This window comes from Thetidibacter halocola, from assembly GCF_018224955.1.
GTDB classification, from domain to species: domain Bacteria; phylum Pseudomonadota; class Alphaproteobacteria; order Rhodobacterales; family Rhodobacteraceae; genus Thetidibacter; species Thetidibacter halocola.
The window spans coordinates 231743-253730 of sequence record NZ_JAGTUU010000008.1 but is presented as its reverse complement, the minus strand read 5'-3'; the positions used below and the strand labels follow the sequence as shown (position 1 = coordinate 253730).

The 21988-nt window shown below is 67.0% G+C and carries 22 protein-coding genes and 1 tRNA gene; 13 read left to right on the top strand and 10 right to left on the bottom strand.

Going from position 1 to position 21988, the window contains the following annotated elements; translation table 11 throughout:
* Nucleotides 1-103: 103 nt before the first annotated feature.
* The 3 genes from KB874_RS19345 to KB874_RS19335 all read right to left on the bottom strand — a co-directional run bounded on the left by KB874_RS19345 (nt 104) and on the right by KB874_RS19335 (nt 2091).
* Nucleotides 104-619: a GNAT family N-acetyltransferase gene (locus KB874_RS19345; protein WP_212538197.1), complete on the bottom strand. Its 516-nt coding sequence runs from the start codon at nt 617-619 to the stop codon at nt 104-106.
* Nucleotides 620-727: 108 nt separating this feature from the next.
* Complete coding sequence (locus KB874_RS19340) at nt 728-1345, bottom strand: enoyl-CoA hydratase/isomerase family protein (RefSeq protein ID WP_212538196.1); 618 nt, start codon at nt 1343-1345, stop codon at nt 728-730.
* The gene (locus tag KB874_RS19335; protein WP_212538195.1) at nt 1342-2091 is read right to left on the bottom strand and encodes an SDR family oxidoreductase; all 750 of its coding nucleotides are present in this window, start codon (nt 2089-2091) and stop codon (nt 1342-1344) included. Before KB874_RS19335 ends, KB874_RS19340 begins: the two co-directional genes overlap by 4 nt.
* Before the next feature lie 131 nt (nt 2092-2222).
* On the opposite strand from KB874_RS19335, the gene KB874_RS19330 reads away from it, so the two are divergent.
* On the top strand, nt 2223-3743 hold the full coding sequence (locus KB874_RS19330) for a hypothetical protein (RefSeq protein ID WP_212538194.1): 1521 nt from the start codon (nt 2223-2225) through the stop codon (nt 3741-3743).
* A 19-nt stretch (nt 3744-3762) separates the two neighbouring features.
* On the opposite strand, the gene KB874_RS19325 is transcribed toward KB874_RS19330, so the two are convergent.
* The 3 genes from KB874_RS19325 to KB874_RS19315 are packed head-to-tail and all read right to left on the bottom strand — an operon-like array spanning nt 3763 to nt 5746.
* Nucleotides 3763-4458, bottom strand: a complete 696-nt coding sequence (locus KB874_RS19325) for a DUF4336 domain-containing protein (protein ID WP_212538193.1) — start codon at nt 4456-4458, stop codon at nt 3763-3765.
* Nucleotides 4458-5210 (bottom strand): SDR family NAD(P)-dependent oxidoreductase, encoded by a 753-nt coding sequence (locus tag KB874_RS19320; protein WP_212538192.1) that lies wholly within the window; start codon nt 5208-5210, stop codon nt 4458-4460. Before KB874_RS19320 ends, KB874_RS19325 begins: the two co-directional genes overlap by 1 nt.
* A gap of 59 nt (nt 5211-5269) precedes the next feature.
* Entirely contained in the window at nt 5270-5746 is a 477-nt protein-coding gene (locus KB874_RS19315; RefSeq protein ID WP_346346576.1) for a c-type cytochrome, read from the bottom strand.
* A gap of 360 nt (nt 5747-6106) precedes the next feature.
* On the opposite strand from KB874_RS19315, the gene ispH reads away from it, so the two are divergent.
* Nucleotides 6107-7057 (top strand): 4-hydroxy-3-methylbut-2-enyl diphosphate reductase, encoded by a 951-nt coding sequence (gene ispH / locus KB874_RS19310; RefSeq protein WP_212538191.1) that lies wholly within the window; start codon nt 6107-6109, stop codon nt 7055-7057.
* 91 nt (nt 7058-7148) lie between these two features.
* Here ispH and KB874_RS19305 read toward each other — a convergent pair whose 3' ends face one another.
* Nucleotides 7149-8126, bottom strand: a complete 978-nt coding sequence (locus KB874_RS19305) for an SLAC1 anion channel family protein (RefSeq protein WP_346346575.1) — start codon at nt 8124-8126, stop codon at nt 7149-7151.
* A gap of 86 nt (nt 8127-8212) precedes the next feature.
* The gene (locus KB874_RS19300; RefSeq protein WP_249200636.1) at nt 8213-10069 is read right to left on the bottom strand and encodes a sigma 54-interacting transcriptional regulator; all 1857 of its coding nucleotides are present in this window, start codon (nt 10067-10069) and stop codon (nt 8213-8215) included.
* A gap of 201 nt (nt 10070-10270) precedes the next feature.
* On the opposite strand from KB874_RS19300, the gene KB874_RS19295 reads away from it, so the two are divergent.
* The 11 genes from KB874_RS19295 (at nt 10271) to KB874_RS19245 (ending at nt 20505) form a co-directional block, all read left to right on the top strand.
* The gene (locus KB874_RS19295; protein ID WP_212538190.1) at nt 10271-11653 is read left to right on the top strand and encodes a CmpA/NrtA family ABC transporter substrate-binding protein; all 1383 of its coding nucleotides are present in this window, start codon (nt 10271-10273) and stop codon (nt 11651-11653) included.
* 3 nt (nt 11654-11656) lie between these two features.
* On the top strand, nt 11657-12496 hold the full coding sequence (gene ntrB / locus KB874_RS19290; protein ID WP_212538189.1) for a nitrate ABC transporter permease: 840 nt from the start codon (nt 11657-11659) through the stop codon (nt 12494-12496).
* 11 nt (nt 12497-12507) lie between these two features.
* Complete coding sequence (locus tag KB874_RS19285) at nt 12508-13428, top strand: ABC transporter ATP-binding protein (RefSeq protein ID WP_212538188.1); 921 nt, start codon at nt 12508-12510, stop codon at nt 13426-13428.
* A gap of 12 nt (nt 13429-13440) precedes the next feature.
* Entirely contained in the window at nt 13441-13920 is a 480-nt protein-coding gene (locus tag KB874_RS19280) for a nuclear transport factor 2 family protein (protein ID WP_212538187.1), read from the top strand.
* Between the two features lie 30 nt (nt 13921-13950).
* Nucleotides 13951-14421 carry a cyanase gene (gene cynS / locus KB874_RS19275; protein WP_249200634.1) on the top strand — a complete coding sequence of 157 codons (471 nt, stop codon included), beginning with the start codon at nt 13951-13953 and terminating at the stop codon, nt 14419-14421.
* A gap of 125 nt (nt 14422-14546) precedes the next feature.
* A complete protein-coding gene (locus KB874_RS19270) occupies nt 14547-15560 on the top strand; it encodes an NAD-dependent epimerase/dehydratase family protein (protein ID WP_212538186.1) in 1014 nt (337 codons plus the stop codon).
* 161 nt (nt 15561-15721) lie between these two features.
* Complete coding sequence (locus tag KB874_RS19265) at nt 15722-16465, top strand: glycosyltransferase family 2 protein (RefSeq protein WP_212538185.1); 744 nt, start codon at nt 15722-15724, stop codon at nt 16463-16465.
* Nucleotides 16466-16473: 8 nt separating this feature from the next.
* Nucleotides 16474-17595 carry a GDP-mannose 4,6-dehydratase gene (gmd, locus tag KB874_RS19260; RefSeq protein WP_212538184.1) on the top strand — a complete coding sequence of 374 codons (1122 nt, stop codon included), beginning with the start codon at nt 16474-16476 and terminating at the stop codon, nt 17593-17595.
* Nucleotides 17596-17751: 156 nt separating this feature from the next.
* A complete protein-coding gene (locus KB874_RS19255) occupies nt 17752-18723 on the top strand; it encodes a GDP-L-fucose synthase family protein (protein WP_212538183.1) in 972 nt (323 codons plus the stop codon).
* A gap of 29 nt (nt 18724-18752) precedes the next feature.
* Nucleotides 18753-19259: an LbetaH domain-containing protein gene (locus KB874_RS19250; RefSeq protein ID WP_212538182.1), complete on the top strand. Its 507-nt coding sequence runs from the start codon at nt 18753-18755 to the stop codon at nt 19257-19259.
* A 91-nt stretch (nt 19260-19350) separates the two neighbouring features.
* Complete coding sequence (locus KB874_RS19245) at nt 19351-20505, top strand: glycosyltransferase (RefSeq protein WP_212538181.1); 1155 nt, start codon at nt 19351-19353, stop codon at nt 20503-20505.
* Nucleotides 20506-21071: 566 nt separating this feature from the next.
* Here KB874_RS19245 and KB874_RS19240 read toward each other — a convergent pair.
* Together KB874_RS19240 and KB874_RS19235 are read right to left on the bottom strand one after the other, a co-directional pair.
* Nucleotides 21072-21148 (bottom strand) — tRNA-Arg (locus tag KB874_RS19240).
* The gene (locus KB874_RS19235; protein WP_212538240.1) at nt 21139-21645 is read right to left on the bottom strand and encodes a GNAT family N-acetyltransferase; all 507 of its coding nucleotides are present in this window, start codon (nt 21643-21645) and stop codon (nt 21139-21141) included. The genes KB874_RS19240 and KB874_RS19235 overlap by 10 nt, the downstream gene beginning before the upstream one ends.
* Nucleotides 21646-21988: the final 343 nt, after the last annotated feature.

Sequence of the window (21988 nt, the reverse complement as noted above, 5' to 3'; positions counted from 1 at the left end):
CGTCAGGCTGCGACGACGGGAAAAGCGGCGCAAGGGCAACCCGCCGCCTGACCTCGCGCCACGCCGGATTGTGCCGGATCAGCGCCTTGACCGGGCCGGATTGTCAGAAGAAATCATACTGCATGTAGACAAAGAACTCGGCCACCTCGATCGGGTCCGAGCATTCGGGAAACCGCTCGATGCGACGAAAGCCGAGGCTTTCGTAGATCCGCAGCATGTCCTGGTTGCCGATGATCGCGTTCACCAGCAGCGTCCGCCAACCCATCGCGCGTGCCGCATCCATCCGCGCGGCAACGATGGCGCGGCCGAGGCCGTGGCCGTTGGCCTCGGGACGGACGTAAAGCCGCTTCAACTCGCCGGCGTCTGGTCTTGCCTGTTGCAGTGTGCCGCAGCCGACAAGCCGGTCATTCTCATCATGGACGAGGATCAGCCTTCCAATCGGCGGCAGGACCTTGTGCAGGTTGGGCCAGAACGAGGCATAGAGGTCTTGCGGGGTGTAAAGATCGGGCCCGCCGGCAGCGGCGAACTTCTTCAGGATGACGCCTTTGTATTCCAGCAGCAGATCGTCCATCGCCGCCCTGTCCGGCGCTTCGGTAGCAGACGTGATCCGGTATTCCATGACGTATCCTCCGGCACCGATCTGCCTTCGGAAAACAGTAGGGAAGTTGCTTTCGCTGGCAAGCGTTTCCGCGCCCAGGCGGGCTATCCCGCGCGTCTGCGCCGTGACTTAGGCCGGATTGCGGCGGATCAGCGCCTTGATCGCCGCCGCGTGGTCGGGCGTGGCGCCGAGCGTGTCGGCGGCCAGCGCGCGGGCCTCGGCCATCAGGTCACCGATCACAATCCGGTCGACCAGCCCCCAGGTCAGCGCCTCTTCCACCGGGACCTTCGCCCCCGCCATCAGGATCATCTTTGCCCGGCTCGGCCCCGCCAGTGCGGCCAGCCGCGCCGGGTCGGAGGGTTGTGGCAGGAAGCCCAGCTTCATCACCGGGTAGAACAGCTTGGCCCCGGGCACGGAGATCCGCAGGTCGCAGGCCAGGACCATCCCCATCGCGCCGCCCGCCGCCGTGCCGTTGAGCGCGCAGATGGTCAGCGCGTCCAGCCGCGAGAGCGCCCCCGAGAGCCGTTCCCACAGGGGCGAGACCGCCATCCCAGCCTTGGCCGCGTCGAGGTCGGCGCCCGCCGAGAACACCTTGCCCGCCCCGGTCAGCACAAGGCAGCGGGCGTCGCGCGCGGCCTCGGCGATCTCGCAGAGTCGCTCCAGCATCTCGGGCGTCAGGGAATTGGCCTTGTCGGGCCGGTCGATGGTCGCGGTCCAGAAGCCGCCGTCCTGCTCGAGCCGGATCATGCGACACCGACCTTGCGGCGGATGTCCTCGTCCCGCAGCGACACCTCGTCGCCGAGGAACTCGTCGGCTTCGGTGCCGCACATCCAGAGCAGCGCCCGCGCCACCCAGTCGGGCGGGATATGGTCGGACCAGTCCAGCTGGCTGACCGGGTTGATCCCGCTCGCCTTGATATCGCGCTGCATCTGCGTGGCGACCGTGCCGGGCGACAGCGACAGGGCGCGAATGCCCTTGTCGCCGTATTCCTTGTGCGCCATCCGGGTCAGCATCAGGGCGCCGGACTTGGACGCGCAGTAATGCGACCAGCCCTCGACCGCGTTGTGCGCGGCACCCGAGCCGATGGTCAGGACCGTGCCGCCCCCGGCCTCGAGCATCACCGGCAGCACGGCGCGCATGCCGTGAAAGACGCCCTTGAGGTTCACGTCGATGACCTCGCCCCAGGCGTCGGGATCGGCCTCGGCCATGTGCGAGATCGGCTCTATGGCGCCCGCGTTGTTCACCAGGATGTCGAGCGAGCCATGCGCCGTCAGGCAATTGCGCACCGCCTGCTCGACCTCCCAGTAGCGGGCGATGTCGCAGGGGATGGCGACGGCGGCCGGCCCGATCTCTCCGGCGAGGTCCGCGATGGCGTCGGCCGAGCGCGCGACCAGCGCCACGCGGGCCCCGGCCCCGGCAAAGGCACGGGCGGCGGCGGCGCCGATGCCGCGGCTGGCGCCGGTGATGAGCGCGGTCTTTCCTGTCAGGTCCATGGGATCCTCCGTCTGGCTTGCGGCCCGTGCGACAGGCCTAAGGCCTGTGGGGTCGGGAATCCAGTGCCTTGACCCCGGCCCCGGCGAGGTCGACAGTGGCGCCAAGAACCGCATCACAGGAGAGGTGGATCATGAAACGGCTTACCGGCGCGACGGCGCTGGCGCTGTGCGCCGTGGCGGCGCCCGCGCTGGCGGAAGTGACCCCGAAGCAGGTCTGGGACGATCTCGAGGCGTATCTCGAAGGGTTCGGCTACGTAGTCGAGGCCACCGAATCGACCTTTGGCGACAAGTTGACAGTCACGGGCATCACCATCGCAATGACCATGCCCGAAACCGAGGAGGGCGGCGGCGACGTCACCATCTCGATGGACGAGGTTACCCTGACCGGGCGCAGCGACGGATCCGTGACGGTGACCTTCCCGGAGCAGATGCCGGTCGCCGTGGACGTGACCTCGGAAGGCGAACAGGTCGAGATGGTGATCGACTACACCCATGACGCGCTGGAACTGATCGTCTCCGGCGATCCCGACGCCATGACCTACGACTATGCCGCCACCAGCCTTGCGATGGTGCTGGGATCCCTGTTCGTCGACGGCGAGGAAGTCACCCGCGACATGGCGCGGTTCGAGGTGGCGATGGGGCCGCTCGACGGCACCTCGACCGTGACGCGCGATGGCGACACCCGCTCGATCGCGCAGGATTTCACCATGGGCGACATCCGCTACACGGCGGTCGCCAACGATCCCGAGAGCGGCGAGGGCGGCACCTTTGCCGGCAGCCTGCGCGGCGTGTCGATGATCGGCAGCACGACCCTGCCCGAGGCCGTGGACATGACCGACATGCAGGCGGCGGTCGCAGCCGGTTTCGCCGGCTCCGGCACGATTGGCCACCAGGGCGGCGAGATGCAGTTCTCGGTCACCGAAAAGGCCGGGACGACCTCGGGGCAGACCTCGGCTTCCTCGGGCTACATCTCGGTCGGTTTCACGCAGGACGCGCTGACCTACGCGTTGGGCGGCAAGGGCACCTCCCTGTCGGTGACCGGCCCGGAACTGCCGCTGCCGATCAGCGCCGAGATGGCGGAAACCAAGCTGGCGATCAGCCTGCCGCTTCAGCCCTCCGGGACACCCCAACCCGCCGCGCTAGGCCTGACGCTGGGCGGGTTCGCGATGTCCGAGATGCTGTGGAACGTGTTCGATCCCGGCGCGATCCTGCCGCGCGATCCCGCGACCGTGTCGCTGGACCTGGTGGCGCAGGTGACGCCCTTCGTCAGCCTGCTGGACGCGCAGGCGATGGCAAGCCTGGGCGACGCACCTCCGGGTGAACTCAACGCGCTGACCCTGACCGGCCTCGTGGTCGAGGGGGCCGGCGGACGGATCACCGGATCGGGCGACCTGACCTTCGACAACACCGACCTAGAAAGCTTCGATGGGATGCCGCGCCCCGAGGGGACGATCAGCCTGAGCGTCTCGGGCGCCAACGGGCTGATCGACAAGCTGATCCAGATGGGCATCCTCGCCGAGGATGACGCGATGGGCGCGCGGATGATGCTGAGCATGTTCACCGTGCCCTCGGGCACGCCGGACCAGATGACCTCGACCATCGAGTTCAACGACCAGGGCCATGTCCTGGCGAACGGCCAGCGCATCAAGTGACGGATGGCGTGGCGGGGCATCACCCCGCCTTGCCCGCCAGCCAGCCGAACTCGGCCTGTAACAGGGTCTTGGCGCCAGCGGTGACAGGCGCGCCATGCGCCACCACCAACCGCTCTGCCGGCCAATCGAGCAGTGTGCGCGCAGCGCCGCGTGCCGCCTTGCCGCTGCCGAATGCCAGTCGGAACTTGCGCGGCATCCGGGGTTTCGGCCCGACCATCCGGTCGAGCCGCGCCACCACCGCCCGCCAGCCGTGATGAAAGCCCGGCGGGAACTGTTGCAGCAAGTCTGTCACCAGGACCGTGCCGCTGGCGCGGTGAAGGAACACCACCTCTTCGGCGACAGCGTTGCCGCGCAGGACGACCTGATCGATCTGGCCCGCCCAGTCGGGATGGGGCGCCTGTCCCAGGTCCGAGCCGAAGCGCAGGTCGGACCGCTTGACCCGCAGGCCCGGCGCCGCGTGCAGCAGCGCGTTCGGAAAGGCTGCGGCCCACTCGGCCAGTGCCAGATGGTGCAACCGGTTCGGCGCCAGGATATGCGCCACCGGGCCCAGCGCGCGGACCGTCTCGATCAGCCCGTCGCGCGATACCGGCGACCACAGCAGCAGCGCGCCCGAGTCGAGGCGCATCACCGCCATCCGCGTCGGATAGCCAAACCCGGCGACTGAGATCGTGCCGCCCTCCGCCAGCCAGAGCCCCGATCCGAACGGTTCCAGCATCAGCGCCGCAGCGCCGGCAGACCCACGCCAGTCGATTCGAACCCGCCATCGGCGGCGATCACCTGCCCGGTGACATAGCTCGCCTTGTCGGAGCACAGGAAGCAGATCACCTCGGCGATCTCGCGCTCGCTGCCATAGCGGTTCAGCGGAATCGCGTCGTGGTAGGCGTCGATGATCTCCTGCGTGTGCACCGCCATCGCCAGCTTTGTCCGAACCGGGCCGGGACAGACCGCGTTGCAGCGAATGCCGTATTCGCCCAGTTCCGCCGCCTGCTGCCGGGTCAGGTGGATCACCGCCGCCTTTGACGTGCCGTAGGCGACCCGCAAGGTCGAGGCGCGCAACCCGCTGATCGAGGCGATGTTGACCACCGCGCCCGCCGTCTCCTTCAGGTAGGGGGTTGCCGCCTGCGTGCACAGGAACACGCCGTCGAGGTTGGTCGCCATCACCCGGCGCCACATCTCGAAATCGCAGTCCTCGATGGGTCCGAACTCGGCAACGCCAGCGTTGTTCACCAGCGCGTCGATCCGGCCCGCCCACGCGGCTGTCTCGCGCATGATCGCGTCCACGTCCTGCGGGTTCGACACATCCCGCGCCAGCGCCAGCGCATCGCCGCGCGACGCCTCTGCCCGCGCCAGTTCCGCGCTGTCCCGGTCGACCATTGCCACCCGCCAGCCCGCCTCGCGGAACAGGTCTGCGGTGGCAAGGCCGATGCCCCGCGCCGCCCCTGTCACGATTGCGCATTTCCCGTCCATGCCGTTCCTCCCTGATGGCCCGCCTGTTGTCTGGCACGGGTGGCGGGACGAGGAAAGGCTCAGTTGCCGAAGGCCGCGGCGCGGGCGTTGATCTGGTCGTGAACCTCGATCACCTCGTCGGGCCAGGTGCTTTTGATATAGGCCAGCACATCGAGGATGCCATCCTCGCCCAGAACATCGGCGAAACCCACCATGTTCGAGCGATAGTTGCCACCGACGATCGCCTCTGTCCCCAGCGCCGTGATCCGGATCAGCAGCGCATCGGGATGGTGCCAGGTGTGCCCCGTCTCGTCATGCGGCGGGGCGGGTAGGTAGCCGTCGGCGTCGCGCTCCTGCCAGTCGGGTTGGCCCTGCAGGTCGGCGCCATGGCAGGCGGCGCAATGCTCGGTATAAAGCGCCGCGCCATTCGCAACGCGGGCGGCCTCCGTCCAGGGCAGAAGTCCCGCGTCCTGGCCGGCCTCGACACGCATCTGCGCCAGTGCCAGGTCGGGCAGGAGAAACGGAAGGATCGCAAGAAATCGGATAGGCGTGGTCATGTTGTCCTGTGTTCGGCAACCCGGTCGGCCGCGCCCGTTGCGAGGCTCCTTAGCACAGGATGGGCCTGCGGCGGCCTCTGTCAAATCGCAATCGCGCGCGCCGTGCGTGATCGGCCAGCGCATGGCGCACCCTGATCCACAGCAGCGCCTCGGCGATCCTGTCCCGGGCCAGATCGGCGGCCCGGTCGCATGGCTCGTGGTCCGGGCCGATGCCGTCTGCACCCCTGTCCAACAGGCTTGTCACTCTCTGCGTCATTCCTTTCGGGCTCTGTGGTGAACGGAGGGTGTCGAAACCGCCGCAAAAAAAGTTTAGGTGTCTTTCTGACTCGCCTATGCGACGCCTTGCCCGACGGAGCCCCGATGACCAAGCCGCCTCTCACCCTCTACCTCGCCGCCCCGCGCGGATTCTGCGCGGGCGTCGACCGTGCCATCAAGATCGTTGAGATGGCCTTGGGTAAATGGGGGGCGCCGGTCTTTGTCCGGCACGAGATCGTGCACAACAAGTACGTCGTGGACGACCTGCGGGCCAAAGGCGCGGTGTTCGTCGAGGAACTCGACGAATGCCCGAACGACCGCCCGGTGATCTTCTCGGCCCATGGCGTGCCCAGGGCTGTCCCGGCCGAGGCCGCGTGGCGCGAGATGATCTATGTGGATGCGACCTGTCCGCTGGTCTCCAAGGTCCATATCGAAGCCGCCCGCCACGCCGAGAACGGCCTCCAGATGATCATGATCGGCCATGCCGGCCACCCCGAGACGATCGGCACGATGGGCCAGCTGCCCGAGGGCGAGGTCCTGCTGGTAGAAACGGTCGAGGACGTGGCCCGCGTGCAGGTCCGCGACCCCGAAAGGCTGGCTTTCGTCACCCAGACGACGCTGTCGGTCGACGACACCGCCGACATCGTCGCGGCGCTTCAGGCGCGATTCCCGTCCATCGTGGGCCCCCACAAGGAAGACATCTGCTACGCCACCACCAACCGCCAGGAGGCGGTCAAGGCCGTCGCCCCGCGCGTCGATGCGCTGCTGGTGGTGGGTGCGCCCAACTCGTCGAATTCCAAACGCCTCGTCGAGGTCGCCAGCAAGGCCGGCTGTGCCTATGCCCAACTGGTCCAGCGCGCGGCCGAAATCGACTGGCGCGCGCTGGACGGCATCAAGTCGGTCGGCATCACCGCCGGTGCCAGCGCTCCGGAAGTGCTGATCGAAGAGGTGATCGACGCCTTCCGGGCCCGCTACGCCGTCACCGTGGAAAAGGTCGAGACCGCCGTCGAGAACGTCGAGTTCAAGGTGCCCCGCGTCTTGCGCGAACCCGCCTGACAGGGAAAGCGGGTCCAGCCCTTCTTCTGGCCTCAAGTATCCCGGGGAGCGCGAGGGGCAGAGCCCCTCGCATGCACAGGTCCGGCCGCGTTCACTCCGGTTGACAGATCTCGCCGCGCGCCACGGCCAGCAGGGTGCGGCCCGCCAGCCCCGCGATCACAACGCAGAGCGCGGCCAGGAACACCAGCCCCGCCACCCGATGTCCCGCTGACTGGCTCAGCTCCGCATAGCGGAAGGTGGCCACGGTCAGCGCCGCCACCGGAAAGCTCAGCGCCCACCACGACAGCGCGAAGGGCAGGCGGGCGAATTCCCGCGCCTGCACCGCGACGAGGCCGAGGAAAACCAGCGTCACGCCGTAAAGCACGTGCGCGAACGCATCCAGTTGCCCGCCGTTCAGCGCCAGCCAGGCGAGAAAGCCCACGGCGGGCGGCGCGATCAGGATCGCCAGGGTCGGATACAGCCGCGCGGGCAGGGGATCGTGAAAGATCAGCCGGTTCATCACCAGCGTCAGCAGCACGATCCAGAACAGCAACCCCGCCGAGAAGAACAGCCACGAGGTCTCGACAAAGCCCAGCGGCACACCCGCCAGCGGCACCACCACGTTGCCCACCGCCGGGATGAACCAGGCGGGCGAGATGTGCATCGGCTGGAACGGCCGCCGCCCGATCCAGCCCGAGATCACCGCCAGCGTCAGCGCGCCCTGCGCCGCGACGCCCAGCAACCAGACCAGCCGCGCCGCCTCGGGGAATTCCGGCCGGGCCGCCGTCGCGATCAGCAGGAGCGAGATCGAGATCGCCGGGAAAAACGCCAGCTTCACCGGATGGTGCCACTCGCCCCGCACCGCCGCCGGGTGGCGCACGGCCTTTGCCGCGAAGAAGGCGGCGATCAACAGGAAATCCGCCACCGTCACCGCCAGTGCCAGGTGGCTGGCCTGATGGCCCCAGCCAAAGGTCAGCTCGGCCCGGTGCAGCGCCAGCGTCAGGCCCGCAAGCCCCATGACGGTGGCGAAGAAGGTCACCGGGAAGTGCGCAAGCCGCGACTCGGCGGCGGGAACGGTCATGTCGGCCATCGGTATCAGCCTCTCGGGATATGATTCATCTTGGATTTCGCATATGTCCGGGGGGGGCGGCGTTGACTCAGGTCAAACCGGGTCGGTCACTGCCATTCGTCGTCGCCGATCCCCAGCGCGCGGATGCGGGAATAGAGCGTCGTGGGTTTCATCCCCAGCAGCGCCGCCGCGCCGTCTCCGCCGGATACGCGCCCGCCGGTCTCGCGCAGCGCCTCGACGATGTTGGCGCGGATCAGCTGCTGCATCTCGGCATCGGTGCGCACCGTGGCGTGCTGGTCTGCGCCCGGCGTCTCGCCGCCGCCCAGTTCCACGATCAGCTTCGGCCCCTGCGAGACGATGGCCGCGCGTTCGATCACGTTGCGCAGCTCGCGCACGTTGCCGGGCCAGTCGTAATCCATCAGCCGCCGCATAGTGCCTTGCGTGATCGCGGGGACAGTGCGGTTGAACCGGCGGCAGGCGAGGTCCAGCAGATGCGCCGCCAGCAGGGGAATGTCGGCGGGCCGTTCGCGCAGCGGCATGCAATGGATCGGAAACACGTTGAGGTGGAACAGCAGGTCTTCGCGGATGCGCCCGGTCTTCAGCGCCTGTTGCGGCGCCAGCGTGGTCGCGGCGATCACGCGGATATCCAGGATCTTGGACCGGGTGTCGCCCAGCCGCGTGACGCTGCGGGTCTGAAGCGCGTTCAGCAGCCGCCCTTGCACCTCGGGCGGCAGTTCCTCGACATCGTCCAGGAACAGCGTCCCGCCATGCGCCAGTTCCAGCTTGCCCGGCTTGTCGCGCAGCGCGCCGGGAAAGGCGCCGCGGATCTGGCCGAACAGCTCGGCCTCGATCGCGTCCGGGGATACCGAGCCGCATTTGAACTGGATCAGCGGGCGGCGGCGGCGCGCGCTTTCCTTGTGGATGGCCGAGGCGACCAGCGCCTTGCCCGTGCCGGTCTCGCCGGTGATCAGCACGGTCGCATCGGTGTCGGCCACCAGCGCGATCTTTTCCAGCAGCTGCACGATGGCGGGCGACTGACCCACGATGTCCAGGTGCGCTCGCTCGCTGGTGATCGTCTCCTGCAGGTAGGCGTTTTCCTGTTCCAGCCGGTCGCGCAGTTCGGCCACCTGTTCCAGCGCCTCGCGCAGCTTGCGCTCATTCTCCTTGCGCTCGGTGATGTCGCGAAAGATCACCACGGCGCCCGCCAGGACCTGCTGGTCATAGATCGGGGTCGAGACGTATTCGACGCGGATCGGCTTGCCGTCCTTGCGCCAGAACACCTCGTCCTCGATCCGGTGCACCTGCTCGAACCGGAAGGACCGGTAGATCGGGCAGTCATGCGCCGGGTAGTGGTCGCCGTTGACGTGGTGGTGGTGGATCTTGGTGTGAATGTCGTGGCCCAGCAGGTCGTCGGCGCTCCAGCCCAGCATCTCCTGTGCGGCGCGGTTGACGAAGGTCGTCTTGCCCTCGGCGTTCACGCCATAGATGCCTTCGCCCGCCGCGTTCAGGATCAGCTGGTTCTGCCGCTCCAGTTCCGAGAAAAAGCTGTGCGCGCTTTTCCAGCTGTCGATGCCCGAGCGGAACAGTTCCGCAGCCTCGGTCTTTTCCGCGCGGCGCTGCAGCTCGTCGAGGTCGAGCAGCAGGATCAGCGCCACATGCGGCGCCTCGGCCATGAAGCGCGCGTGCAACTCGCAATGCAGCTTGGTCCCCGTGGCCGAGGCCATGGCCACCGCGCGTGTCCAGCCGCTGCCGCGATGCTGCACCTCTTCGAGAAAGACGATGAAATCGGCCAGTGCGCCGGGCAGGAACCGGGTGAACGGCACTGCGCCCGGATCGTCCGTGCCCAGCAGACTGCGCGCCGCCTCATTGGCGGCGGTGATGCGGTCGCGCCGCGTGTCCAGAAGCACGGCGGCCTCGGGCAGGTGGCGCAGGATGGAATCGATGTCGCGCAGCGTGTCCAGCATGAGGCAAACCTATGCTGCCCTGCGGCAAAGTCATTACGGATTTTCGTAATTTACGAAATACCGTAATTATTGATCTCTAAATGTGTTCTTAAGTATCTGTAAATAAATAACTTAAGTGACTGCACAAATTTTGTGCGCCACCTCGTCCCGCGCCGATCACTGCGTCACCTTATTGCCATCTGACACGCGAGAGGTGACACCATGACGATCAAGAGCCTCGGAAATCCCTATTCCGACAAGACCGATCTGCGCCACGGCGCCGACTGCGGCTGTGACGGCTGCAAGGCCTCGCATGATGGCCACGCCCACCACGAAAAGACCATGTCCTCCGAAGAGATGCTGGAACGCGCCGTCGAAAGCGCGATCGTCCGCTCGGTTTTCGGTCACTCCGACATCGGCCGCCGCTCCTTCATGGGGATGCTGGGCGGCACCACGGTCGCGGCGGCGCTGGCATCGGTGTTTCCGCTGGACCAGGCCAAGGCGGCGATCCTCGACAATCTGGGCACCCCGGAAAAGACCGATCTCAACATCGGCTTCGTTCCGATCACCTGCGCGACCCCGATCATCATGGCGCAGCCGATGGGCTTTTACGCCCGTTACGGCCTGAACGCCCAGGTCATCAAGACCGCGGGCTGGGCCGTGGCCCGCGACAAGTCGCTGGCCGGCGAATACGACGCCTCGCACATGCTGACACCGATGCCGCTGGCGATGACGCTGGGTGCCGGTTCCGTCGCCACGCCCTACATCATGCCCGCCGTCGAGAACATCAACGGCCAGGCCATCGTCCTGTCCAACGAACACCTCGACAAGCGTGACCCGACCCAGTGGAAGGGCTTCACCTTTGGCGTGCCGTTCGAATACTCGATGCACAACTTCCTGCTGCGCTACTACGTCGCCGAGTTCGGCCTCGACCCCGACAAGGACATCCAGATCCGCGTCGTGCCGCCGCCCGAGATGGTCGCCAACCTGCGCGCCGGCAACCTCGACGGCTATCTCTCGCCCGACCCGTTCAACCAGCGCGCGGTCTGGGAAGGCATCGGCTTCATCCACACGCTGACCAAGGACATCTGGGAGGGTCACCCCTGCTGCGCCTTCGCCGCACCGTTGTCCTTCGCCACCGAACTGCCGAACACCTATGGCGCGCTGCTGAAGTCCATCATCGACGCGACGCAATACGCCAGCAACCCCGAGAACCGGAAGGAGATTTCCGAGGCAATCGCGCCGACGAACTACCTCAACCAGCCGGTCCCGGTGATCGAGCAGGTCCTGACCGGAACCTATGCCGACGGCCTTGGCAACGTGCAGCAGGTGCCGGACCGGATCGACTTCGACCCGTTCCCCTGGCACTCGATGGGCGTCTGGATCCTGACCCAGATGAAGCGCTGGGGCTATATCGAGGGCGACATCGACTATCGCGCCGTGGCCGAGCAGGTCTACCTTGCCGCCGACGCCAAGAAGGTGATGGAGGATCTCGGCTACGAGGCGCCCGACGTCACCTACAAGTCGCACACCATCATGGGCAAGACCTTCGATCCGGCGAACCCCGAGGGCTATGTCTCCAGCTTTGCCATCGGGCGGGGCTGAGCCATGCCCAGCGTGACGCTATCCCTGAACCAGCGCGCGGCGCTTCTGTCCATCGTCATGCTGGTGGTCGGCCTCCTGATCTGGGAGGCCGCCATTCCGGCGCAGAAGGCAGCGACCGAGTTGACGGAATACGAACGCCTGATGGGCCTGGGCGAGGCGCGCGCCGGCGTGCCGCCGCCAAGCCAGGTCATCGCCAAGGCGTGGGAACAGCTGTCGAACCCGTTCTACGACGCGGGGCCAAACGACAAGGGCATCGGCATCCAGATCGGCTATTCGATCTACCGGGTTCTGTCGGGCTATCTCATGGCCGCGCTGGTGGCGATCCCGCTGGGTTTCCTGATCGGCATGTCGCCGGTTGCCTACAAGGCGCTTAACCCGTTCATCCAGGTGCTGCGGCCAATCTCGCCGCTCGCCTGGATGCCGCTGGCGCTGTTCATCATCCAGGACAGCGAGGCCAGCGCGATTTTCGTCATCTTCATCTGTTCGATCTGGCCGATGCTCATCAATACCGCCTTCGGGGTGGCGGGTGTGCGGGCCGACTGGGTGAACGTGGCGCGGACGCACGAACTGGGCGCGTTCAGGACCGCCTTCACCGTCATCCTGCCCGCCGCCGCGCCGACCATCATCACCGGGATGCGCATCTCGATCGGCATCGCCTGGCTGGTGATCGTTGCCGCCGAGATGCTCGTGGGGGGCACCGGCATCGGCTATTACGTCTGGAACGAGTGGAACAACCTCGACCTGACCTCCGTCATCTTCTCGATCCTCATGATCGGCGTCGTCGGAATGATGCTGGATTCGGCCTTTGGCCTTCTCCAGCGCACCGTCGCCTACGTCGAATAAGGAGAGGCAAAATGTCCAAACCGTATCTGTCGATCGAACGCCTGACTCAGCAGTTCCCGGACGGGCAGGGTGGCACGATGACCGTGTTCGAGAACGCGAGCTTCGGCATCGAAAAGGGCGAATTCGTCTGCATCCTGGGCCATTCCGGCTGTGGCAAGTCCACCATCATGAACATCCTCGCCGGCCTGGCAGAGCCGACATCCGGCGTGGTCAAGATGGACGGGTTCGGCGTGTCCGGGCCCAGCCTCGACCGTGGCGTGGTGTTCCAGAACTATTCGCTGCTCCCCTGGCTCTCGGCGTTGAAGAACGTCATCTTCGGCGTCAAGGCGCGCTATCCCAAGTGGTCGCGCGCCCGGGTCGAGGAACACGCCCGGCAATACCTGGCTATGGTCGGGCTGGAGGGTGACGTGGTCCACCGCAAGCCCAGCCAGCTGTCGGGCGGGATGCGCCAGCGCGTGTCCATCGCGCGGGCCTTTGCCAACCATCCCAAGCTGCTGCTGCTGGACGAACCCTTTGGCGCGCTCGACGCGCTGACGCGGGGCACGATCCAGGACGAGTTGCTGAAGATCTGGGGCGGGACCGAGCAGACGGTGTTCATGATCACCCATGACATCGACGAGGCGATCTTGCTGGCAGACCGCATCCTGCTGATGACGAACGGCCCCTTTGCCCGCGTGGCGGAATCGGTCGAGATCACCATCCCCCGCCCGCGCGACCGGACGTCGATCATCGAGCACCCCAACTATTACGCGATCCGCAACCACTTGGTGCAATTCCTAGGCAAGCGGTCGAAGGAACTGTCGGGAAAGCCGTCCGAGGGGCAGGACCAGCGCCCAGAGACCGTGCGCATCGACCTGACCGCCAAGGAGGACAGCCAGCCCGACCCGGACAGCGACGGGGCGCCGCGCCGCCTGCGCGCCGTCAACGACTGAGGGCGGCCTGCCATGACCGATGCAGCGACGCCACGCCCGCCTGTGCCGCCCTTCACCCTTGAAGAGGCGGAAACCAAGGTGCGGATGGCCGAGGACGCCTGGAACACCCGCGACCCGGCCCGCGTCGCGCTGGCCTATACGCCGGACACGCGCTGGCGCAACCGGTCGGAATTCCTGACCGGCCGCGTCGCGGTCGAGGCGTTTCTGGTCCGCAAGTGGCAGCGTGAGCAGGGCTACCGCCTGATCAAGGAGATCTGGGCGCATGAGGCCAACCGTATCGCTGTCCGGTTTGCCTATGAGTGGCACGACGAGGGCGGCCAGTGGTTCCGCGCCCATGGCAACGAAAACTGGGCGTTCGACGCGCATGGCTACATGGCCATGCGCCACGCCTCGATCAACGACGTTCCGATAAGCGATGCGGAACGCCTGTTTCACTGGCCCCAAGGCCCGCGCCCCGCGGACCATCCCGGCCTCAGCGACCTGGGTCTGTGAGACCCTTGCCCACAAGGAGAGGAGAAAACCATGAAAGACACCTATGAGGTTCCCAAGATGATGACCAAGGAAGACGTCACCGCGATGATCCTGTCGGCCAAGAAGCAGGCCGGCCTGACCTGGGAGGAGATCGCCGAAAAGATCGACATGTCGCCGGTTTGGACCCATTCCGCCTGCATGGGCATGAACGCCATGCCCGCCGACAAGGCCAAGGCGCTGGTGTCCGTCATGGGCCTGCCGCAGGAGGCCGCCAGCGTGCTGGAGGAGTATCCGACCAAGATCTGGGAACAGGCGGTTCCGACCGATCCCTGCATCTACCGCCTGTATGAGATCGTCGGCGTCTACGGCCCCACCATCAAGGCGATCATCCAGGAAAAGTTCGGCGACGGCATCATGTCGGCGATCGACTTCGACATGAAGATCACCCGCGTCGAGAACCCCAAGGGCGACCGCGTCAAGATCGAGATGTCCGGCAAGTTCCTGGGCTACAACAACTGGTAATGACGGATGGTGCCGCGCCGCCGGTCCGGGTGGGCCGGACGGCGGCGCGGCCCTTGATGCGCGCCAGCCCGTTTGAACATTCCGTGCCGCCGGCCTAGAAGAGCGCACAGTCACGGAGGCGGGACATGGCGCGCATCTTCATCACCGGCACGGCCGGGTTCATCGGCTATCATCTGGCACGCCTGTTGCTGGACGAAGGTCATACCGTTCACGGCTTCGACGGGATGACGGATTACTACGACGTTTCCCTGAAACGCCGTCGCCATGCCATGCTGGCGCAGTCCCCCGGTTTCGCCGCGACAGAGGCCATGCTCGAGGATCGCGAGGCGCTGGGCGCGGCGGTCGATGCCTGCGGGCCCGATTACGTCGTGCACCTGGCCGGGCAGGCGGGCGTGCGCTACAGCCTGGAAAATCCACGCTCCTACATCGAGGCCAATGTCGTCGGCACGTTCAACCTGATGGAGGCCGTGCAGCGCCACCGGGTGCAGCACCTGATGATGGCCTCGACCTCGTCGGTCTATGGCGCCAACACCGACATGCCCTTTGCCGAGACGGACAAGGCCGACACGCCGCTGACGATCTACGCCGCCACGAAAAAGGCGACCGAGGCGATGGGCCACAGCCATGCGCATCTGCACGGGCTGCCGATCACCATGTTCCGCTTCTTCACGGTCTACGGGCCCTGGGGCAGGCCTGACATGGCGCTGTTCAGCTTCGTCGCGGCGATCCTCGAAGGCCGGGCCATCGACCTTTACAACCACGGCGACATGCGGCGCGACTTCACCTATGTGGACGACCTGGTGCGGGCGATCCGCCTGCTGATGACCGAGGCGGTCCCGGAACGCCCCGAGGACGGCATCGCGCCCGAGGGCGACAGCCTGAGCCCTGCGGCGCCCTTCCGTGTCGTCAACATCGGCAATTCCCGCCCTGAAAGCCTGCTCGACTTCGTCGCCGCGATCGAGGACGCGCTGGGCGTCAAGGCCACGCGCAACCTGTTGCCGATGCAGCCCGGCGACGTGCCCGCCACCTGGGCCGACGCGGCTCTGCTGGAACGGCTGACCGGATTCCGGCCGCAGACCGACATGCGTGACGGCGTGCGCCGCTTCGTCGACTGGTATCGCGACTATTACCGGGTTTGATCGGATCGGCCCGGCGTCCGGGCAGGCCCGCCGGCACGACCGGGGGCCGCGGGCAGGGGCCGGTTTCTGGCCCGGCGCCGAATAAGGGGCTTTGTCACGCCCCGGGGAACGTTTAACAGGGACCGGCGCGACGCGCCCGAGTTTGTCGTAGAGAGCCTGTAGTGCAGAAGATTTCTGTTGTCACGGCCGTGTTCAATCGCCACGGAACCGTCGCCGAGGCGATCGACAGCGTCGCGGCGCAGGACCATCGCGATGTCGAGCACGTCATCCAGGATGGCGGCTCGACCGACGGCACGCTCGAGGTGATCGCGCGCGTCGCGGGTCCGAAGGTGCGGCTGCACAGCGAGCCGGATGGCGGCATCTATGATGGCATCAACCGGGGCATCGCCCACACCACCGGCGACATCATCGGCCTGATGCATTCCGATGATCTCTTTGCCGACACGCGCGTGCTGTCCTGGGTGGCCGAGGCGATGGCCGACCCCGACGTCGAAGGCGTTTATGGCGATCTCGACTATGTCGCCGCCACCGATACGATGCGCGTCATCCGCCGGTGGCGCGCGGGCGAATACACGCCGGCCAAGCTGCGCCGGGGCTGGATGCCGCCGCACCCCACGCTTTACCTGCGGCGCGAGGTTTTCGACCGGCTGGGACTCTACAACACCGATTTTCGTATCGCGGCGGATTACGACGCGATCCTGCGCTATCTCGTCAAGGGCAGGATCCGGCTGACCTATGTGCCGCGCGTCCTCGTCAAGATGCGCGTCGGCGGCGAAAGCAACCGGTCGCTGGCCAAGATCGTGCAGAAGAGCCGCGAGGATTACCGCGCCATCCGTGCCAACGGCGTCGGCGGCCTCGGCACCTTCGCGTTGAAAAACCTGTCCAAGATCCAGCAGTTCCTGTGAGCACCGACATGACCAAACGCGCATTGATCACCGGCATCACGGGGCAGGACGGCTCTTACCTGGCGGAACACCTCCTGGACAAGGGCTACGAGGTGCATGGCATCAAGCGCCGCGCCTCGCTGTTCAATACCCAGCGCATCGACCACATCTACCAGGACCCGCATGAGCCCAACCCCAAGCTCGTGCTGCATTACGGCGACCTCACCGACACCTCGAACCTGACCCGCATCCTGCGCGACGTCGAGCCGGACGAGGTCTACAACCTCGGCGCACAGAGTCACGTGGCGGTCAGCTTCGAGGCGCCGGAATACACCGCCGACGTGGACGCGATCGGCACGCTGCGCCTTCTCGAGGGGCTTCGCTTTCTCGGACTGGAGGACAGGACGCGCTTTTTCCAGGCCTCCACCTCGGAACTCTACGGCCTGGTACGGGAGAGTCCGCAGAGCGAGACGACGCCCTTTCATCCGCGCTCACCCTACGCGGTGGCCAAGCTCTATGCCTACTGGATCTGCGTGAACTATCGCGAGGCATACGGGATCCATGCCAGCAACGGCATCCTGTTCAACCACGAAAGCCCCCGCCGCGGCGAGACCTTTGTCACGCGCAAGATCACCCGTGGCCTGGCCAACATCGCGCACGGGCTCGAGGATTGCGTCTACATGGGCAATATCGACGCGCTGCGCGACTGGGGCCACGCCCGTGACTACGTGCGCCTGATGTGGATGATGCTGCAACAGGAGACCCCCGAGGATTTCGTGATCGCCACCGGGGTGCAGCACTCGGTGCGGGATTTCATCACCTGGTCGGCCGCCGAATTGGGCATTACGCTGGAATTCTCCGGCACCGGCATGGACGAGATCGCGACCGTGGTCGCTGTCACCGGCGACAAGGCCCCCGCGGTCAGCCCGGGTCACGTGGTGATGCGGGTCGATCCCCGCTATTTCCGCCCCGCCGAGGTCGAGTCCCTGCTGGGCGACCCGTCGAAGGCGCAGCGGAAACTGGGCTGGAAGCCCGAGGTTACCGCCCGGCAGATGTGCGCCGAAATGGTCGCCGCCGATCTGAAGGCGGCGCAGCGTCACGCGCTGCTCAAGGCACATGGGCATGAAGTGACCGCCGCGCTCAAAAGCTGAGGCTCGCGCCACAAGGCCATGCCCTGCGCCAAATGCGGCGCCGCGGCCCGTCCTGCCCTTTGCCAACGCGAACCGGGGCCGCGCGCGGCCATTCCCGGCTGGACCGGGAGGGGCGGGCATGCGACACCTCCGCCTTGTGGAAACACCGTGAGCGACATGACAAGACTCTACGTTGCAGGCCATCGTGGCATGGTTGGCGGCGCCATCCTGCGCCGGCTCGAGAAGCGGCGTGCCGCCGGAGAGCGCCTTGACCTCGTCACCAGAACCCATACCGAACTCGACCTGACCGACCAGGCCGCTGTGCGCGCCTTCTTCGCCGCCGAACGGCCCGACGTGGTGATCCTGGCGGCCGCGCGGGTCGGCGGCATCCACGCCAACAGCACCTATCCGGCCGAATTCATCTACGAGAACCTGATGATCGAGTGCAACGTGATCCATCAGGCCTTTGCCGCCGGTGTCACGCGGCTTCTGCAACTGGGCTCGTCTTGCATCTATCCCCGGCTGGCGCCGCAGCCGGTGGCCGAGCAGGCGCTGCTGACCGGCCCGCTGGAGCCCACGAACGAGCCCTACGCCGTCGCCAAGATCGCCGGGATCAAGCTGTGCGAAAGTTACAGCAGGCAATACGGCGTCGACTACCGCTCTGTCATGCCTGCCAATCTCTACGGGCCGGGCGACAATTTCCACCCGGACAACGGCCATGTCCTGCCCGCGCTGATCCGCCGCTTCGACGAGGCCGTGCGGAGCGGCGCCGAGGCTGTGACGATCTGGGGAACGGGCATGCCCCGGCGCGAATTCCTGCATGTGGACGACATGGCCGAGGCGTCGCTTTTCGTCCTCGATCTCGACCGCGCCACCTACGAGGCGAACACGCAGCCCATGCAGAGCCACATCAACGTCGGCAGCGGCCGTGACATCTCGATCCTCGAGTTGGCGCAGCTGGTGGCGCGTGTAACAGGCTTTTCCGGCCGGATCGAGACCGACCCGACCCGGCATGACGGAACGCCCCGCAAGCTGATGGATGTCTCGCGCCTGCGCGACATGGGCTGGCGGGCGGGCATTCCGCTGGACCGCGGCGTGGCCGAGACCTATCGCTGGTTCGTGGACCATCGCGACGCCTTCCGCGGCTGAGCGGCGCAGGTGACGGAGGATCATCCCCCATGCCCATCCCGCAGGACAGGCTGAAACCCATCGTTCCGCTGCGGCTGGATCGGTTCCGACCGCCGCGGATCCCGGGCAACCGGAGCGTTGCCGTTCGGTTGTGCTGGTATGTGCTGGACGCACTGATCTTGCGCAACGCCCTGCTGGGGCTGGTGCCGTCGCGGGTCAAGGCGGCGCTGCTGCGCGCCTTCGGCGCGCGGGTCGGCACCGGACTGGTGCTCAAGCCGCGCGTGTCGATCAAGTATCCCTGGTTCCTCGAGATCGGCGACCACGTCTGGATTGGCGAGGGGGTATGGATCGACAACCACACCACCGTGCGGATCGGCAGCCATGTCTGCATCAGCCAGGGCGCCTGCCTGTTCACCGGCAACCATGACTGGTCCGATCCGGCCTTCGCCTTCTTCTGCAAGCCGATCGAGATCGGCGACGGGGCGTGGATCACCGCCTTTCAGAAGGTGCCGCCGGGCTCTGTCATTCCCGCCCATCACGCCCTGGTGGACGGATGACCGGGCAGGGTGTTCCGGGGCAAGGGCAAGGCGGGCGCGCCCGGGGCATCCGGTCGGACGGTTTCCGCAGGAACGATCGGACGGGCCGCCGATGCGCCTGCTGATCCTCACCCACTGGCTGTCCAACCGCGGCGGCGGCGTGTCGGTGGTGGCCGCCGCCCATGCCCGCGCGCTGGCCGCCATGCCGGGGATCGAGGTGCACGCGATGGGCCTTGTCAGCGACCCAGGCGAGCGGGCCGACCAGGACTGGGGCGGCGCCACGGTGCACGCGTTGATCCCGCGCGACACCCGGCTGACCGGGCATGCGCCCGGCATGGTGCGCGCCATCGAGGCGATCGCCCCGGACGTCGTGCACCTGCACGGGCTCTGGACCTATCCCGCGCTGCTGGCCGGGCGCTGGCGGGCGCGCCATCCCGGCGGGCGACTGGTGATCTCGCCGCATGGCATGCTGACGCCCTGCGCCCTGGCGCAATCCGCCTGGAAAAAGGCTCTCGCGGGCCTGCTGTTCCAGCGCCGGACCTTTGCCCGCGCCGACCTGCTGCACGCGCTATCCGCGTCCGAGACGACCGAGATCCGCGCCTATTGCGGCGCCCGCTTGGTGGCCGAGATTCCCAATGGCGTCGACCTGGCGCCGGTGCCGCCCCGCGCGGAGCGGCCGGAACCGCGCCGGATGCTCTACCTGGGACGGATCCATCCCGGCAAGAATCTCGATGGTCTGCTGGAGGCCTGGGCGCATGCCGGGCCCTTGGCCGCAGGCTGGACGCTTCAGGTCGCGGGATGGGACCAAGGCGGCACCGAGGCGCGGCTGCGCGCGCAGGTGGCCCGGCTGGGCCTGGCCGACCGCGTGACCTTTTCCGGCCCGCTGTTCGGCACCAACAAGGATGCGGCGCTGGCCGCCGCCGATGCCTTTGTCCTGCCGTCGCTTAGCGAGGGCCTGCCGATGGCCGTGCTCGAGGCATGGAGCCATGCCCTTCCGGTGCTGATGACCGAGGCCTGCAACCTGCCGCACGGCTTTGCCGAGGGGGCCGCGCGGCGGCTGGACACCGCCGATGTCGCGCAGGCGGCCCGGGCGCTGGCCGACTTCCTGGCCATGGACGCCGCGACGCTGGCGCGGATGGGCGCCGCGGGCCGCGCTCTGGCCGAGCGCGACCATCGCTGGGACGTGGTGGCGCAGCGGTTTCGCGCGGCCTATGACTGGAGCCGAGGCGAAACCGAAAGGCCGGATTTCATTCGTGACTATTCGTGATGGCTGGTGACACCCTGCCGGGTGCCGACCAGCCGCTGGTCACCATCCTGGGCGCGCCGCGGTCGGGCCGGATCCCTGGCGACAAGACGCCCGACGCCCCCATGCGCATCGGCTTTCTGACGGCGTTCTGTCCGCAGGCGCGTGGTCGTCCCGGCCTTTGGCTTTTCCCACTCCGATGCTGCCCGCGGACATGCGTCAACCGGATGGATCAGGCACAGGCTCGGAACGGAGCCAGCGGCGCTCTTGGGGCAATTCCGGCGGACCGGGCGGGGGCCTTGGCCGCCGCCGTGTCGCTGCGGTCCCTCAAGGATCGCGACGCCTCGGCGACCCACCACCGCCGCGGCCTCTCAAGGCGGTGGCCCCCAAATCGGTCAGGGCTTGATCCAGCGGTTTTGGCTGAGGGCGGCATTGGTATTGTCGATCGTGCGGCAGAGGGCTTCGAAGGCGCATGTCCGGCCGTCCGACTGCCCATTTGCCCGTATTCTAGGGCATCTGCGCGCCGCTTGCAGCCCGCGTCTTGCCGTCCCCGTCGCGCGGGGCTCTGCGCAGCAATCCCGTGATGTCTCTGGCGACCCCTGAAGGACTCGAACCCTCAACCTGCTGATTAGAAGTCAGCTGCTCTATCCAGTTGAGCTAAGGGGCCGCGTGCCCTGCGGTTTGCCGGGATTCCGCCGGCTCTGCAAGCCTGCGATGCATGAATACCGACAGCGGATCCTCGGCATAATCGCCGAAGGGCGGGCAATAAGCGAAGCCTGCGCGTTCATACAGCGTGCGCGCGGGGGCGAATTCCGGCGCCGATCCGGTCTCTAGCCAGGCGTCCGTCGCGCCGGACTGGCGCGCCGCTCGCAGCAGGTGCGCCAGCAGCGTCTGGCCAAGCCCGCGTCCCCGCGTCTCGGCGGCGGTGTGCATGGATTTCAGTTCAACCCCGCCATCGCCCAGCGGCTTCAGCGCGCCGACCGCCATCACCGTCCCGGCCGCGTCGCGCAACGCATGGACGGTGGCACCCGAGGCGGCAAGCGCCTCGGCAGTCATGACGTGGCAGCTTTCGGCAGGCGACAGCGAGCGCATCAGGGCTGCGTGCCGCTCCAGGAGTGCGTCCACCTGCACGTCAGGGCCCGAAACGGTAGCGATCTCGACCATCAGGGACACGTCGCCTCGTTCGATCCAGAGAACACAAGCACGGTAAAGCCCCTTGCCCTTTATCACGCCTCGATGCCGGCCAGGACCCCCGCCGGATGGCCGGGACGATGCCGCGAACCCGGTCAAAAGACAACAGGAAGGCCCTTTCATTCGGGCATGTTCGCGGTGGATGCGACAAGGGTGGGCAGGGCGGCACCATCGTTCCCGAACAACGTCGGTGACCACCTCGGCCAGATCCTACACCATCCCGTGGGGCACTACCGTTGTTGTCGCCGATCAGCACATCCGCCCCGCCGCCGCCCAGCCGCCCCGCCTTCCTCGTAGCGCCGGCTTGCGGCGCGCA

Excerpts from the sequence above, each read along its gene's own strand:
- ispH (WP_212538191.1), top strand. The coding sequence starts at position 6,107 with ATGACCAAGCCGCCTCTCACCCTCTACCTCGCCGCCCCGCGCGGATTC.
- cynS (WP_249200634.1), top strand. The coding sequence starts at position 13,951 with ATGAAAGACACCTATGAGGTTCCCAAGATGATGACCAAGGAAGACGTC.
- KB874_RS19325 (WP_212538193.1), bottom strand. The coding sequence starts at position 4,458 with ATGCTGGAACCGTTCGGATCGGGGCTCTGGCTGGCGGAGGGCGGCACG.
- KB874_RS19340 (WP_212538196.1), bottom strand. The coding sequence starts at position 1,345 with ATGATCCGGCTCGAGCAGGACGGCGGCTTCTGGACCGCGACCATCGAC.
- ntrB (WP_212538189.1), top strand. The coding sequence starts at position 11,657 with ATGCCCAGCGTGACGCTATCCCTGAACCAGCGCGCGGCGCTTCTGTCC.
- KB874_RS19315 (WP_346346576.1), bottom strand. The coding sequence starts at position 5,746 with ATGACCACGCCTATCCGATTTCTTGCGATCCTTCCGTTTCTCCTGCCC.
- KB874_RS19300 (WP_249200636.1), bottom strand. The coding sequence starts at position 10,069 with ATGCTGGACACGCTGCGCGACATCGATTCCATCCTGCGCCACCTGCCC.
- KB874_RS19280 (WP_212538187.1), top strand. The coding sequence starts at position 13,441 with ATGACCGATGCAGCGACGCCACGCCCGCCTGTGCCGCCCTTCACCCTT.
- KB874_RS19255 (WP_212538183.1), top strand. The coding sequence starts at position 17,752 with ATGACAAGACTCTACGTTGCAGGCCATCGTGGCATGGTTGGCGGCGCC.
- KB874_RS19305 (WP_346346575.1), bottom strand. The coding sequence starts at position 8,126 with ATGGCCGACATGACCGTTCCCGCCGCCGAGTCGCGGCTTGCGCACTTC.
- KB874_RS19330 (WP_212538194.1), top strand. The coding sequence starts at position 2,223 with ATGAAACGGCTTACCGGCGCGACGGCGCTGGCGCTGTGCGCCGTGGCG.
- KB874_RS19345 (WP_212538197.1), bottom strand. The coding sequence starts at position 619 with ATGGAATACCGGATCACGTCTGCTACCGAAGCGCCGGACAGGGCGGCG.
- KB874_RS19250 (WP_212538182.1), top strand. The coding sequence starts at position 18,753 with ATGCCCATCCCGCAGGACAGGCTGAAACCCATCGTTCCGCTGCGGCTG.
- KB874_RS19245 (WP_212538181.1), top strand. The coding sequence starts at position 19,351 with ATGCGCCTGCTGATCCTCACCCACTGGCTGTCCAACCGCGGCGGCGGC.
- gmd (WP_212538184.1), top strand. The coding sequence starts at position 16,474 with ATGACCAAACGCGCATTGATCACCGGCATCACGGGGCAGGACGGCTCT.
- KB874_RS19320 (WP_212538192.1), bottom strand. The coding sequence starts at position 5,210 with ATGGACGGGAAATGCGCAATCGTGACAGGGGCGGCGCGGGGCATCGGC.
- KB874_RS19270 (WP_212538186.1), top strand. The coding sequence starts at position 14,547 with ATGGCGCGCATCTTCATCACCGGCACGGCCGGGTTCATCGGCTATCAT.
- KB874_RS19295 (WP_212538190.1), top strand. The coding sequence starts at position 10,271 with ATGACGATCAAGAGCCTCGGAAATCCCTATTCCGACAAGACCGATCTG.
- KB874_RS19335 (WP_212538195.1), bottom strand. The coding sequence starts at position 2,091 with ATGGACCTGACAGGAAAGACCGCGCTCATCACCGGCGCCAGCCGCGGC.
- KB874_RS19235 (WP_212538240.1), bottom strand. The coding sequence starts at position 21,645 with ATGGTCGAGATCGCTACCGTTTCGGGCCCTGACGTGCAGGTGGACGCA.
- KB874_RS19285 (WP_212538188.1), top strand. The coding sequence starts at position 12,508 with ATGTCCAAACCGTATCTGTCGATCGAACGCCTGACTCAGCAGTTCCCG.